This window comes from Variovorax flavidus (assembly GCF_030317145.1).
Lineage (GTDB): Bacteria > Pseudomonadota > Gammaproteobacteria > Burkholderiales > Burkholderiaceae_C > Variovorax > Variovorax flavidus.
The window spans coordinates 79,499-92,654 of the sequence record NZ_JASZYE010000007.1 but is presented as its reverse complement, the minus strand read 5'-3'; the positions used below and the strand labels follow the sequence as shown (position 1 = coordinate 92,654).

Below are 13,156 nucleotides of genomic sequence, written 5' to 3'. Positions count from 1 at the left end.
AGGCGTCATCGTCCGGGCCGACCTCGTGGCCGCGCTCCGCGGCCGTGCACCGTTTTCATCATTTCCTGGAGTTTTCCCATGAGCAAAAAGCCTGTTCGCGTTGCCGTCACCGGTGCCGCTGGCCAAATCGGTTACGCCCTGCTGTTCCGTATCGCCTCCGGCGAAATGCTCGGCAAGGACCAGCCGGTCATCCTGCAACTGCTCGAGATCCCCGACGAGAAGGCCCAGAAGGCCCTCAAGGGCGTGATCATGGAACTCGAAGACTGCGCGTTCCCGCTGCTCGCCGGCGTGATCCCCACGGGTGACCCGCTGGTCGCCTTCAAGGACGCCGACTACGCACTGCTGGTCGGTGCCCGTCCGCGCGGCCCCGGCATGGAGCGCGCCGACCTGCTGGCAGCCAACGCCCAGATCTTCACGGCACAAGGCAAGGCCCTCGACCAGGTCGCGAGCCGCAACGTCAAGGTGCTGGTGGTCGGCAACCCCGCCAACACCAACGCCTACATCGCGATGAAGAGCGCACCCAGCCTGCCGCGCAAGAACTTCACCGCCATGCTGCGCCTGGACCACAACCGCGCTGCCAGCCAGATCGCCGCCAAGACCGGCACGGCAGTGGGCGACATCGAGAAGCTCACCGTCTGGGGCAACCATTCGCCCACGATGTACGCCGACTACCGCTTCGCCACGGTCGGAGGCAAGAGCGTCAAGGACCTCATCAACGACCAGGTCTGGAACGCGGACGTGTTCCTGCCGACCGTCGGCAAGCGCGGCGCAGCCATCATCGAGGCGCGCGGCCTGTCGTCGGCTGCTTCGGCTGCCAACGCCGCCATCGACCACATGCGCGACTGGGCCCTGGGCTCCAACGGCAAGTGGGTCACGATGGGCATCCCGTCGGACGGCCAGTACGGCATTCCGAAGGACGTGATCTTCGGCTTCCCCGTCACCACCGAAAACGGCGAATACAAGCTGGTCGAAGGCCTCTCGATCGACGAGTTCAGCCAGGAGCGCATCAACAAGACCCTGAAGGAACTGCAAGACGAGCAAGCCGGCGTCGCCCACTTGTTGTAAACCCCCAGGCTTCGCGCACTGCGTGTCGCTTCGCCAACCCCCTTGCAGGGGGCAACACATGCGGCCCGGCTGAGCCGGTTCCGCGGTGTTTCACGAAGTGGCCCTGCTGCGCAGCCTGCAAACATTGCTCATCCTGACCATGCTCGACTGGAACCCCGCGCTCTATCGTCGTTACGAAGACGAGCGTACGCGCCCGGCAGCAGAACTGCTGGCGCGCGTCCCGCTGACCGAGGCGGCCCAGGTGGTCGATCTCGGCTGCGGGCCGGGCAATTCCACCGAGCTTCTCGTGCAGCGCTTCGCCGGCGCTGCCGTTGTCGGCATCGACAACTCCGAGGCCATGCTGGCGAGCGCGCGGGAACGCCTGCCGCAAGCCCGCTTCGAATCTGGCGACATCGCCACGTGGCAGCCTGAGCTGCCACCCGATCTCATCTATGCGAATGCCGCCCTCCAATGGGTGCCTGACCACGAAGCGCTGATTCCCCGGCTCTTTGCTGCGCTGGCGCCGGGCGGCGTCCTGGCCATCCAGATGCCCGACAACCGCGAGGAACCCACGCATCGGATGATGCGCGAGGTCGCGGCCGAGGCGCCCTGGGCGCAGGCCATCGGCAACGCCGACAAGCTGCGCACGAAACTGCTGTCGATCGACGGCTACTACGACCTGCTCGCCGCCGATGCGGCGAAGGCCGATGTCTGGCGCACCGCGTACCAGCATCCGATGGCCTCGGCAGCTGCGATCGTCGAATGGGTGAGCGGCACCGGGCTCAAGCCCTTCGTCGATCGCCTGACGCCCGAACTGCGCGGCAGTTACCTGGCCGAATACGAACGGCGCATCGCGACAGCCTATCCGCCGCGCAGCGACGGCCGGCTGCTGCTGGCGTTCCCTCGCATGTTCATCGTGGCGCAGCGAAAGGCATGACCCCCCGAATGAATGCATCTTCTGCATCTTCTTCGACCAGCCTTCATCCGCGTGAGGTGCTCCTCGGCGCGCAGGCCGGTGCCGTCGTCCTGCCCGTTTGCGACCACTACAGCGGCGTCGAAGGCCGCATGCGCAAGAGTCTCGCGCTGCAGGCAGAGATGGCCGCGGAATTCGGCGCCTGCGTGTTCGATGTGACGCTCGACTGCGAGGACGGCGCCCCGGTGGGCGGCGAGGCCGAGCATGCCGCGCTGGTCACCGAACTCGCTCTGTCCGCGGCGCCCGGCATGCGCGTCGGTGCACGGGTGCATCCGGTCGACCATCCGAGCTTTGCCGGCGACGTGATCACGATCGCCGGACGCGCCGGCCACCGCCTGAGCCATTTGATGGTGCCCAAGGTGGAGTCCGTCGACGACGTGCGCGATGCGGTTGAAGCGCTCGATGCCGCCGGCGCCGAAGCGCTTCCGCTGCATGTGCTGATCGAGTCCCCACTCGCCGTACATCGCGCCTTCGAGATCGCCGCGCACCCGCGCGTGCAGTCGCTGAGCTTCGGGCTCATGGATTTCGTGTCCTCCCATGGCGGCGCGATTCCGGCCGAAGGCATGGGCGCGGCAGGGCAGTTCTCGCACCCGCTGGTGGTGCGCGCCAAGCTCGATATCGCCTCCGCCGCGCACGCGTACGGCAAGGTGCCTTCGCACTGCGTCGTGACAGAGTTCAACAACATCGATGCGATGCGCGCGGCAGCGAAGAAGGCCGCCAGCGAATTCGGCTACACGCGCATGTGGAGCATCCACCCGAACCAGATCCGTCCCATCCTCGAGGCCTTCGCGCCCGACGATCGGCAGATTCAAATCGCTACAAAAATCACTGCTGCTGCAGCCGGTGCCGCGTGGGCGCCGGTCAGCATCGATGGCACATTGCATGACCGTGCCAGCTACCGCCATTTCTGGCAGGTACTCGAACGGGCGCACGCCACAGGCCGCTCCTTGCCCCCCGAGGCGCAGGCGTGGTTTGCATCCTCATCATCCTGAAATCCAACCCGCGAAAGAACTACATCCATGAAGACTATTGCGCTGATTGCCGCTGCCGCCTTCGTCATGCCGATGGCCGCAATGGCCCAGAACAACGCTACGGGTTCCGCAGCGAAGCCGGCCGCCAATACGACTGGCAAGAAGATCGTGCAGAAGGTGGTGCCCAAGCGCGTCATCAAGAAGGTCGAAGAGGCCAAGCCGATCAGCGAAGAAACCGACGTCACCCTGTCGGAGCAGGACCTGAAGGTCGCTGAAACCATACTCACCGGCACGATCAAGTGCGAACTCGGCGCCAGCGTGAACATCGAGGCCGACCCCAAGAAGCCCGGCTTCTTCGTCCTGACGCATGCCGGCGTCAAGTACCGCCTGCATCCGGTCGCCAGCCGCACCGGCGCGGTCCGGCTCGAAGACCCGGTGCGCGAGGCCATGTGGCTTCAACTGGGCAACAAGTCGATGCTGATGAGCCAGAAGCTGGGTCTGCGCCTGGCTGACGAATGCCAGGCCGCCAAGCAGGTGGAATTCGCCGAGGACATGAAGAAGAACCCACCCAAGAGCCTGTTCGAAGGCGACGCGCAGCCCACCAAGCAGTAAAGAGTAAGCAAGGCGCGGCTCTTGCTTGACGCGGGAGCCGCCCGCCCATTTGTGTTTCCGGAGAAAAGAAGATGTTGCAAGCCTACGTTGACCATGTCGCCGAGCGCGCCGCGCTCGGCATCCCGCCACTGCCGCTCACCGCCAAGCAGACCGCCGAGCTGATCGAGCTCATGAAGTCGCCGGCTGTTGCCGACGCCGAGTTCCTGCTCAACCTGCTGACGCACCGCGTGCCCGCGGGCGTGGACGACGCAGCCAAGGTCAAGGCCAGCTACCTTGCTGCCGTGGCACATGGCACCGAAAAGAGCCTGTTGTTGACGCGTGCCCGTGCAACCGAACTGCTCGGCACCATGCTCGGTGGCTACAACATCGGACCCCTGGTGGATCTGCTGGACGATGCCGAAGTCGGCGCCGTCGCGGCCGATGGCCTGAAGAAGACGCTGCTGATGTTCGACCAGTTCCACGACGTCAAGGAAAAGGCCGACAAGGGCAATGCCAACGCCAAGGCCGTGCTGCAAAGCTGGGCTGATGCCGAATGGTTCACCAGCCGTCCCGAAGTGCCGCAAAGCATCACCGTCAGCATCTTCAAGGTGGCCGGCGAAATCAACACCGACGACCTGTCGCCCGCACCTGACGCGACCACGCGTCCGGACATCCCGATGCACGCCCTCGCGATGCACAAGAATGCGCGCCCCGGCATCGTCCCCGAGGAAGACGGCAAGCGCGGCCCGGTGAAGTTCATCGAGGACCTGCGCGCCCGCGGCCATCTGGTGGCCTATGCCGGCGACGTGGTCGGCACGGGCTCGTCGCGCAAGAGCGCGACCAACTCGGTGCTGTGGTTCACCGGCGAGGACATTCCCTTCGTGCCGAACAAGCGCTTCGGCGGCGTCTGCCTCGGCGGCAAGATCGCTCCGATCTTCTACAACACGATGGAAGACTCCGGCGCGCTGCCGATCGAACTCGACGTCAGCCAGATGAACATGGGCGACGTGGTCGAACTGCGTCCCTACGAGGGCAAGGCGCTCAAGGACGGCAAGGTGATCGCCGAGTTCTCCGTCAAGAGCGATGTGCTGTTCGACGAAGTGCGCGCCGGCGGCCGCATTCCGCTGATCATCGGCCGCGGCCTCACGGCCAAGGCGCGTGAAGCGCTGGGCCTGGCGCCCTCGACGCTGTTCCGCCTGCCGGTCAGCCCGGTCGACACCAAGAAGGGCTTCTCGCTTGCGCAGAAGATGGTCGGCCGCGCCTGCGGCCTGCCGGAAGGCCAGGGCGTGCGCCCCGGCACCTACTGCGAGCCGAAGATGACCTCGGTCGGCAGCCAGGACACCACCGGCCCGATGACCCGCGACGAGCTGAAGGACCTCGCCTGCCTCGGCTTCAGCGCCGACCTGGTGATGCAATCGTTCTGCCACACCGCGGCGTACCCGAAGAAGGTCGACGTGAAGATGCACCACGAGCTGCCCGACTTCATGGCTACGCGCGGGGGCGTCTCGCTGCGTCCCGGCGACGGCGTGATCCACAGCTGGCTCAACCGCCTGCTGACGCCCGACACGGTCGGCACGGGCGGCGACAGCCACACGCGCTTCCCGATCGGCATCAGCTTCCCGGCGGGTTCGGGCCTGGTGGCGTTCGCGGCCGCCACGGGCGTGATGCCGCTCGACATGCCCGAATCGGTGCTGGTGCGCTTCAAGGGCAAGATGCAGCCCGGCGTGACCCTGCGTGACCTGGTCAACGCGATTCCGCTGTACGCGATCAAGCAGGGCCTGCTGACCGTCGAGAAGAAGGGTAAGAAGAACATCTTCTCGGGCCGCATCCTCGAAATCGAAGGCCTGCCGGATCTGAAGGTGGAACAAGCCTTTGAGCTGAGCGATGCCTCGGCCGAGCGCTCGGCTGCCGGCTGCACGGTGCACCTGAACAAGGAACCGATCATCGAGTACATCAACAGCAACATCACGCTGATGCGCTGGATGATTGCCGAAGGCTACGCCGACGGCCGCACGCTGGCCCGCCGCATCGCCGCGCAGGAAGCCTGGCTGAAGGACCCGCAACTGCTCAAGGGCGACGACGACGCCGACTACGCCGCCGTGATCGAGATCGACCTGGCCGACATCCACGAGCCGATCGTGGCCTGCCCGAACGATCCTGACGACGTGAAGACGCTGTCGGACGTGGCCGGCGCCGCCATCGACGAAGTGTTCATCGGCTCGTGCATGACGAACATCGGCCACTTCCGCGCCGCGTCGAAGCTGCTCGAAGGCAAGCGCGACATCCCGGTCAAGCTGTGGATCGCGCCGCCGACCAAGATGGATGCGCAGCAGCTCACCGAAGAAGGCCACTACGGCGTGTTCGGCAATGCCGGCGCGCGCACCGAAATGCCCGGCTGCTCGCTGTGCATGGGCAACCAGGCACAGGTGCGCGAAGGCGCGACGGTGATGTCGACCAGTACCCGCAACTTCCCGAACCGTCTGGGCAAGAACACGAACGTGTACCTCGGCAGCGCCGAACTGGCCGCCATCTGCTCGCGCCTCGGTCGCATTCCGACCCGGGAGGAGTACATGACCAATGTCGGCGTGATCGATGCTTCCAGCGAGCAGATCTACCAGTACCTGAACTTCGACAAGATCGACGAGTACAAGGACGTCGCCGCGACCGTTGCAGCCTGACATCGCTGACGCCCATTCAAAAAACCCCGCCTCGGCGGGGTTTTTTCTTGGTGCTCACGCAGGGGCCGGGTTCAGGCTACGTCGAGCTTCCTGTGCTCGGCCAGCTGCGTCGGCGGCTTGCCTGTGATGGCGGCCTTCGCCATCTTGAAAAGCTGGACCATCTTGCTGTCGTCCACGTCCCAATATTCGGCATCGACGATGCGGACAGCCAGGAGGCCCAGGTTCGGGTCGCCTGCGCCCTGAGGGAACCAGGCCTTTGCCATCGTCGTGAACAGCTCCTCCTTCCTGGCCTGATCGTCGATCAGGGCTGCCTGGCCGGAGATCGAGACGTAGCTGTCCGCATCGGTGTTGGCATAGGCGACGTTGACACTCGGGTCATCCACGACATGGTGGGCAATGTCGCCGTTCTTCGGCACGAAAAAGTAAAGGGTCGCGCCTTCGTCGACCTTCTTGTTCTGCGTGGTCAACGGATGGCTGTGCAGTTGCCCGTCGTCGTGGCGGTGGGTCAGCATGCCGTAGCGGGTGTCCTTGATCAGGTCCCACAGCTTGGCTTGCGCGTCGGTGGTGCTCATGTGCGTTCTCCGGGGATGGATGGGTTGAAAGCTTCAACCTAGGGCCATCGTCCCGGTGCCCGCGCGCAGGCATGACGCTTTTGCGTGTCGTCCTGGACCGACGGAGCGCAGTCGTCAGGCCGGTGTGGGCTCCGCCAGGGCGGCCAGGGCCTTCGCTGTCTGCGCATCGGCCGGAAAGAACGACTCGACGGCCAGTTCCTGCAGCGTGACGTCGACCGGCGTGCCGAAGATGGTGGTGGTGCTGATGAAGCTCAGCACGCCGTTGGGCGTGACGAGCTGAAAGGGCACGACCACGTTGGCGAGTTCGCCCCCGGCTGCCGGTGCATCGTGGCTGACGCTGGGCGCCGGATACGCGGCCAGTTCGTCGTGCAAGGCCACCAGCGCGGCATCGCCGGTGGCAGCGATCTGCTGCTGCAACCGTTCGAGCAGGTGCCCACGCCATTGCGGCAGGTTGGCGATCCGCGGCGCCAGGCCATCCGGATGCAGGCTGAGGCGAAGGACGTTGATCGGCGGCTTGACCAGTTCGGGCGCTGCGCCGGCCATCAAAAGGGGCACCAGTGCGTTGTGCGCCACGAGGTTCCAGTGGCGGTCCACGGCGAGCGCAGGGAAGGGCTCGTGACCCTTGAGCACGAGTTCGACCGCCCGCCGCGCCGATGCCAGCGCGGGATCGTCGAGCGAGCGCTGCCGATACATGGGCGCGTAACCGGCCGCGACCAGCAGTGCGTTGCGCTCGCGAAGCGGCACCTCGAGCCGCTCGGCAAGGCGCAGGACCATCTCCCGGCTGGGCTCGGCGCGGCCGGTTTCGACGTAGCTGAGGTGCCGCGTCGAGACCTGGGCCTCGTTCGCCAGATCGAGCTGGCTCAGGCGCCGATGCTGGCGCCAATGGCGAAGGTGGGTCCCGAAGGGATCGGCCGCGGTCGGCGGGGTGCTTTGCATGCTCATGGCCGCCATCCTAGTGAAGCGCTGCGCGAATGCCATGACCTCCCAGGTCATCGCCCGGCCTACAGCCGATGTCATCGAACCCTGCTATCTTTCAGAAGCTTCCACGAATCACAGGAGTTTCCACATGGCCAAAGAACCGGCGCACGCCTTTGCCCCTACGCTGAAGACCTTCAAGACCGCATCGGGCAAGTCCGGCAAGTACTGGTCACTCAAGGAACTCGCCAAGCAGTATCCCAACGTCGAGAAGCTCCCGGTCTCGATCCGCATCGTGCTCGAATCCGTGCTGCGCAACTGCGACGGCCAGAAGGTCACGGCAGAGCACGTCGAGCAGCTGGCGAACTGGGCGCCCAATGCCGAGCGCACCGACGAAGTCCCCTTCGTCGTGACCCGTGTGGTGCTGCAGGATTTCACCGGCGTGCCGTTGCTGGCGGACCTGGCGGCCATGCGCAGCGTGGCGCAGTCGCTCGGCAAGTCGCCCAAGACCATTGAGCCGCTGGTGCCGGTAGACCTCGTCGTCGACCACTCGGTGATGGTCGATTACTACGGCACCCCCAAGGCGCTCGACCTCAACATGAAGCTCGAGTTCCAGCGCAACAACGAGCGCTATCAGTTCATGAAGTGGGGCATGCAGGCCTTCGACACCTTTGGCGTCGTCCCTCCCGGCTTCGGCATCGTCCACCAGGTCAATCTCGAATACTTCGCGCGCGGCGTCTACAAGAGCCCGTACGACAAGGGCGAACCGCCGGTGTACTACCCCGACTCGCTCGTTGGCACCGACAGCCACACGACCATGATCAACGGCATCGGCGTTGTCGGCTGGGGCGTGGGCGGCATCGAGGCCGAGGCTGCCATGCTGGGCCAGCCGGTCTACATGCTGACTCCGGACGTGGTCGGCTTCGAACTCACCGGCAAGCTGCGCGAGGGCGTGACCGCCACCGACCTGGTGCTTTACGTGACGGCCATCCTGCGCGGTGAAAAGGTGGTGGGCAAGTTCGTCGAGTTCTTCGGTCCTGGCGCTGCCTCGATCGCGGTTCCGGACCGCGCCACCATCGGCAACATGGCGCCCGAGTACGGCGCGACCATGGGCTTCTTCCCGGTCGACGAGATGACGGTGGCCTATTTCAAGGGCACGGGCCGCACCGAGGCCGAAATCGAGCGCTTCGAGGCCTACTACAAGGCGCAGGGTCTATTCGGCATGCCGGCGCCGGGCGAACTCGAGTACACCAAGGTCGTCAAGCTCGACCTCGGCACCGTCTCGCCCAGCCTGGCCGGCCCGAAGCGGCCGCAGGACCGCATCGACCTGGGCCACCTGGCAACCAAGTTCTCCGAGCTCTACAGCAAGCCGATCGAGGCCAACGGCTTCAACCAGCCAGCCGATACGTTGAAGGTGCGCTATCCGCTGGCGCACGGCGGCAGCGCCGCGGAGGAGGAGGCTGCACCGCCGCCGCCCGGCGCACCACGCCAGGTGGTCGAGATGGTGGCCAACCGCTCGACCAAGGCTGCGGCGCACATGGGCGCAACCGCGCCGCCCGCGCCCAAGGGGCAGGTTTCGATCGGCAACGGCGACGTGCTGATCGCCGCCATCACCTCTTGCACCAACACGTCGAATCCGAGCGTGATGCTCGCTGCCGGCCTGCTGGCGAAGAAGGCGGTGGAAGCCGGCCTGACGGTCAAGCCGCACGTCAAGACCTCGCTGGCCCCGGGATCGCGCATCGTGACCGAGTATCTGGAGAAGGCTGGCCTGCTGCCTTATCTCGAAAAGCTGGGCTTCTATCTGGCTGGCTATGGCTGCACCACCTGCATCGGCAACGCGGGCGATCTCACGCCCGAGATCAACGAGGTCATCACCAAGAAGAACCTGATCGGCGCCGCGGTGCTGTCGGGCAACCGCAATTTCGAGGCCCGCATCCATCCCAACCTCAAGGCGAACTTCCTGGCTTCGCCGCCGTTGGTCGTGGCCTACGCGATTGCGGGCAATGTGATGGTCGACCTGATGACCCAGCCGGTCGGCAAGGGCAAGAAGGGGCAGGACGTCTATCTCGGCGACATCTGGCCGAGCATGAAGGAGATCGACGACAACCTGCGCTTCGCGATGAACGCCAAGGCCTTCCGCAAGAACTACGAGCAGATCAAGGACAACCCGGGCAAGCTCTGGAGCAGCATCAAGGGCACGACCGGGCAGGTCTACGACTGGCCCAAGTCCACCTACATCGCGGAGCCGCCATTTTTCGAGGGCTTCAAGATGAAGCCGCACGCCGCGGACGCCGGCTTCACGGGCGCGCGCATCATGGCGCTGTTCGGCGACTCGATTACCACCGACCATATCTCGCCGGCAGGCTCCATCAAGGAAAGCTCGCCGGCCGGCATCTGGCTCAAGGCGCATGGCGTCTCGAAGGCCGACTTCAACAGCTACGGCTCGCGCCGGGGCAACCACGACGTGATGATGCGCGGCACCTTCGCCAACGTGCGCATCAAGAACCTGATGATTCCCGCGGGGCCGGACGGCTCGCGCGAGGAGGGCGGCGTGACGCTGTTCCAGCCTGGCAACGAGAAGATGTTCATCTACGACGCGGCGATGAAGTACATCGGGCAGGGCGTACCGACCGTGATCTTTGGCGGCGAGGAATACGGCACCGGCTCCTCGCGCGACTGGGCTGCCAAGGGCACGCAGCTGCTGGGCATCAAGGCAGTGGTGGCGCGCAGCTTCGAGCGCATCCACCGCGCCAACCTGGTCGGCATGGGCGTGCTGCCGCTGCAGTTCCGCGGCGCGGATTCGTGGGAGAGCCTCGGACTCACGGGCGACGAGAAGATCGACGTGGTCATCGGCGGCGAACTCAAGCCGCAGATGGACGTGAAGATCGTCGTTCACCGGCCGGACGGCACGCACCAGGAGGTGACGGTGCGCCTGCGGATCGATACGCCGATCGAGGTCGACTATTACAAGCACGGCGGGATCCTGCCGTTCGTGCTGCGGCAGCTCCTGGCGGCCTGACCTGGCTCGCCCGCCGGCTCTCTCACTCCTTGGGGGGCCCGGCCGGGGGACAACACTGACGGACCGGCGAGTCGGCTCCGCGGTGTTTCACACGGAAGTCACGCCCGGACGTGCCGTTTCGGCGCGCCTGTTTCGGTCCATTTGACCTTCCTCACCCAAACGCCTGCGTTTTTCGAGAATAATTCTCATTTTGCAGATCTGGATTCCGCGGGTGACCACAATGACCGGCGCGGCCCTGGCCGCCATCAGCCTCCATCAGCTTCCCAATCATCAATGGGCCACCGTGCTTGACGTGGTACGGCCCGATGCGCCGGAGGATCGCGAACTGGTGCTCCGGCTGACCGAAATCGGCTTCGTGCCGGGCGAGGCGGTGTGCATCGTCGCGAACGGCGTGCCGGGACGAGAGCCCCTGGCTGTTCGCCTCGGCCACACCACGTTCGCATTGCGCCGCCACGAAGCAGCGCTGATTCGCGTCACGCCGGGAGCGCTCGGCCATGGTTGAAGCGACATTGACCTTCCAGCCCGGGGCCGCCGTATCGACGAGCCCGCCGGATCGCATCGCGCTGCTGGGCAATCCCAACTGCGGCAAGACGGCGTTGTTCAACCTGCTCACGGGCAGCCGGCAGAAGGTCGCCAACTACGCGGGCGTAACGGTCGAGCGCAAGGAGGGCATCCTGCGCACGGCAGCGGGCCGGCGCGTTTTCGTGCTCGACCTGCCGGGCGCCTACAGCCTCAATGCGCTGTCGGCCGACGAGGCCGTCACGCGCGACGTGGTCACCGGCAAGAGCAAGGAGGCGCCGCCCGAGTTGCTCGTGTGTGTAACCGATGCCACCAATCTGCGGCTCAATCTGCGGCTGGTGCTCGAAGCCAAGCGCCTGGGCCTGCCGATGGTCGTGGCGCTGAACATGACCGACATGGCGAAAAAGCAGGGCATCACGATCGACGTCGCCGTGCTCTCCCGCGAACTCGGCGTGCCGGTGATCGAGACGGTCGGCGTGCACAGCGGCGGCGCGCAAGGGCTGCTCGAAGCGTTCGATGCACCGGTTGCCGCCGCAGCGCCGAAACCCTGGCGCGCACCCGGACTCGACGACGTGCTCGACACGCAGCGCGAGGTGCGCCGCATCCTCGGCCTTGCGGTGAAAGAGCCGGTCGGCAGCCTGGCCACCAGCGACCGCATCGATCGCGTCGTGATGCACCCGCTGTGGGGCATGGTGGTGCTCGCGGTCACGATGTTCCTGATGTTCCAGGCCGTGTTCAGCTGGGCCGAGGTGCCGATGGACGCCATCAAGGACGCAACCACCGCGTTCGGCGAACTCATCAAGCGCTTCGTGCCCGAGGGCATGCTGCAGAGCCTGCTGGTCGACGGCATCATCGCCGGCGTCGGCGGGGTGATCGTCTTCCTGCCGCAGATCCTGATCCTGTTCCTGTTCATCCTGGCGCTCGAAGACTCGGGCTACCTGCCGCGCGCGGCCTTCCTGCTCGACCGGGTGATGGGAACCGTGGGCCTGTCGGGCCGCTCCTTCATTCCACTGCTGTCGAGCTTTGCCTGCGCGATTCCGGGCGTGATGGCCACGCGCACCATCAGCAACTGGCGCGACCGGATCACGACGATCATGATCGCGCCGCTCATGACCTGTTCGGCGCGGCTGCCGGTGTATGCGCTGCTGATCGCCGCCTTCATTCCGGCGCGCACGGTCGGCGGCGTGTTCAACCTGCAGGGCGTGGTGCTGTTCGCGCTGTACGTCTTCGGCATCGTCTCGGCAATGGCCGTGGCCTGGGTCATGAAGCGTTTCCGCGACAACAAGCAGCATTCGCCGCTGATGATGGAACTGCCGGCCTATCGCTGGCCCAATCTGCGCAACCTCGGGCTGGGACTCTACGAGCGGGCATGGATCTTCATCCAGCGCGTCGGCACGATCATCCTCACGCTGACGATCTTGCTGTGGTTTCTCTCGACCTTCCCGTCACCGCCCGAAGGCGCAACCGGCCCCGCCATCCAGTACAGCCTGGCGGGCATGATCGGCCGCGGCCTCGAGCACATCTTTGCGCCCATCGGTTTCAATTGGCAGATCTCGATCGCGTTGGTGCCCGGCATGGCGGCGCGCGAAGTGGCTGTCGGCGCCCTGGGCACGGTGTACGCGCTCTCTGCCACCGGCGACGACGTGGCGGGACAGCTCGAACCATTGATCGCGGGCTCCTGGTCGCTGGCCACGGCGCTGTCGCTCCTGGTCTGGTACGTGTTTGCGCCGCAATGCATCTCGACGCTGGCTGCCGTCAAGCGGGAGACCGGTTCCTGGCGCTACGTGTGGATCATGGCTGGCTATTTGTTCGGACTCGCCTACATTGCGTGCTGGATCACCTATCGGGTGACGCTGGCACTCACAGGAGGATGA

The 13,156-nt window shown here is 65.6% G+C and carries 10 protein-coding genes; 8 read left to right on the top strand and 2 right to left on the bottom strand.

The genetic code is table 11. The features are described from left to right. The first annotated feature begins 78 nt into the window (after positions 1-78). From QTH90_RS25420 to QTH90_RS25400, 5 genes are all read left to right on the top strand, one after another. Complete coding sequence (locus tag QTH90_RS25420) at positions 79-1,065, top strand: malate dehydrogenase (protein WP_286667338.1); 987 nt, start codon at positions 79-81, stop codon at positions 1,063-1,065. Between the two features lie 139 nt (positions 1,066-1,204). Continuing rightward, on the top strand, positions 1,205-1,981 hold the full coding sequence (gene tam / locus QTH90_RS25415; protein WP_286667455.1) for a trans-aconitate 2-methyltransferase: 777 nt from the start codon (positions 1,205-1,207) through the stop codon (positions 1,979-1,981). Positions 1,982-1,989: 8 nt separating this feature from the next. Next, the gene (locus QTH90_RS25410) at positions 1,990-3,009 is read left to right on the top strand and encodes an HpcH/HpaI aldolase/citrate lyase family protein (RefSeq protein ID WP_286667337.1); all 1,020 of its coding nucleotides are present in this window, start codon (positions 1,990-1,992) and stop codon (positions 3,007-3,009) included. 27 nt (positions 3,010-3,036) lie between these two features. Further along, complete coding sequence (locus QTH90_RS25405; RefSeq protein ID WP_286667336.1) at positions 3,037-3,600, top strand: hypothetical protein; 564 nt, start codon at positions 3,037-3,039, stop codon at positions 3,598-3,600. A 71-nt stretch (positions 3,601-3,671) separates the two neighbouring features. Next, positions 3,672-6,257, top strand: coding sequence for a bifunctional aconitate hydratase 2/2-methylisocitrate dehydratase (locus QTH90_RS25400; RefSeq protein ID WP_286667335.1), 2,586 nt, complete (start codon positions 3,672-3,674; stop codon positions 6,255-6,257). Between the two features lie 71 nt (positions 6,258-6,328). Here the strand turns inward: QTH90_RS25400 and QTH90_RS25395 are convergent, their stop codons facing one another. Together QTH90_RS25395 and QTH90_RS25390 are read right to left on the bottom strand one after the other, a co-directional pair. Continuing rightward, positions 6,329-6,829, bottom strand: coding sequence for a pyridoxamine 5'-phosphate oxidase family protein (locus QTH90_RS25395; RefSeq protein WP_286667334.1), 501 nt, complete (start codon positions 6,827-6,829; stop codon positions 6,329-6,331). A gap of 114 nt (positions 6,830-6,943) precedes the next feature. Next, a complete protein-coding gene (locus tag QTH90_RS25390; RefSeq protein ID WP_286667333.1) occupies positions 6,944-7,771 on the bottom strand; it encodes a helix-turn-helix domain-containing protein in 828 nt (275 codons plus the stop codon). A gap of 124 nt (positions 7,772-7,895) precedes the next feature. Here QTH90_RS25390 and QTH90_RS25385 point away from each other — a divergent pair, with 124 nt between their 5' ends. The 3 genes from QTH90_RS25385 to feoB all read left to right on the top strand — a co-directional run bounded on the left by QTH90_RS25385 (position 7,896) and on the right by feoB (position 13,156). After that, entirely contained in the window at positions 7,896-10,763 is a 2,868-nt protein-coding gene (locus QTH90_RS25385; protein WP_286667332.1) for an aconitate hydratase, read from the top strand. 220 nt (positions 10,764-10,983) lie between these two features. Continuing rightward, a complete protein-coding gene (locus tag QTH90_RS25380; protein ID WP_286667454.1) occupies positions 10,984-11,265 on the top strand; it encodes a FeoA family protein in 282 nt (93 codons plus the stop codon). Next, a complete protein-coding gene (feoB, locus tag QTH90_RS25375) occupies positions 11,258-13,156 on the top strand; it encodes a ferrous iron transporter B (RefSeq protein WP_286667331.1) in 1,899 nt (632 codons plus the stop codon). Before QTH90_RS25380 ends, feoB begins: the two co-directional genes overlap by 8 nt.

What these genes read in the sequence shown, in the direction of transcription:
- QTH90_RS25395 (WP_286667334.1), bottom strand. Translation starts at nt 6,829, where the DNA reads ATGAGCACCACCGACGCGCAAGCCAAGCTGTGGGACCTGATCAAGGAC.
- QTH90_RS25400 (WP_286667335.1), top strand. Translation starts at nt 3,672, where the DNA reads ATGTTGCAAGCCTACGTTGACCATGTCGCCGAGCGCGCCGCGCTCGGC.
- QTH90_RS25390 (WP_286667333.1), bottom strand. Translation starts at nt 7,771, where the DNA reads ATGAGCATGCAAAGCACCCCGCCGACCGCGGCCGATCCCTTCGGGACC.
- tam (WP_286667455.1), top strand. Translation starts at nt 1,205, where the DNA reads ATGCTCGACTGGAACCCCGCGCTCTATCGTCGTTACGAAGACGAGCGT.
- QTH90_RS25380 (WP_286667454.1), top strand. Translation starts at nt 10,984, where the DNA reads ATGACCGGCGCGGCCCTGGCCGCCATCAGCCTCCATCAGCTTCCCAAT.
- QTH90_RS25420 (WP_286667338.1), top strand. Translation starts at nt 79, where the DNA reads ATGAGCAAAAAGCCTGTTCGCGTTGCCGTCACCGGTGCCGCTGGCCAA.
- QTH90_RS25385 (WP_286667332.1), top strand. Translation starts at nt 7,896, where the DNA reads ATGGCCAAAGAACCGGCGCACGCCTTTGCCCCTACGCTGAAGACCTTC.
- QTH90_RS25410 (WP_286667337.1), top strand. Translation starts at nt 1,990, where the DNA reads ATGAATGCATCTTCTGCATCTTCTTCGACCAGCCTTCATCCGCGTGAG.
- feoB (WP_286667331.1), top strand. Translation starts at nt 11,258, where the DNA reads ATGGTTGAAGCGACATTGACCTTCCAGCCCGGGGCCGCCGTATCGACG.
- QTH90_RS25405 (WP_286667336.1), top strand. Translation starts at nt 3,037, where the DNA reads ATGAAGACTATTGCGCTGATTGCCGCTGCCGCCTTCGTCATGCCGATG.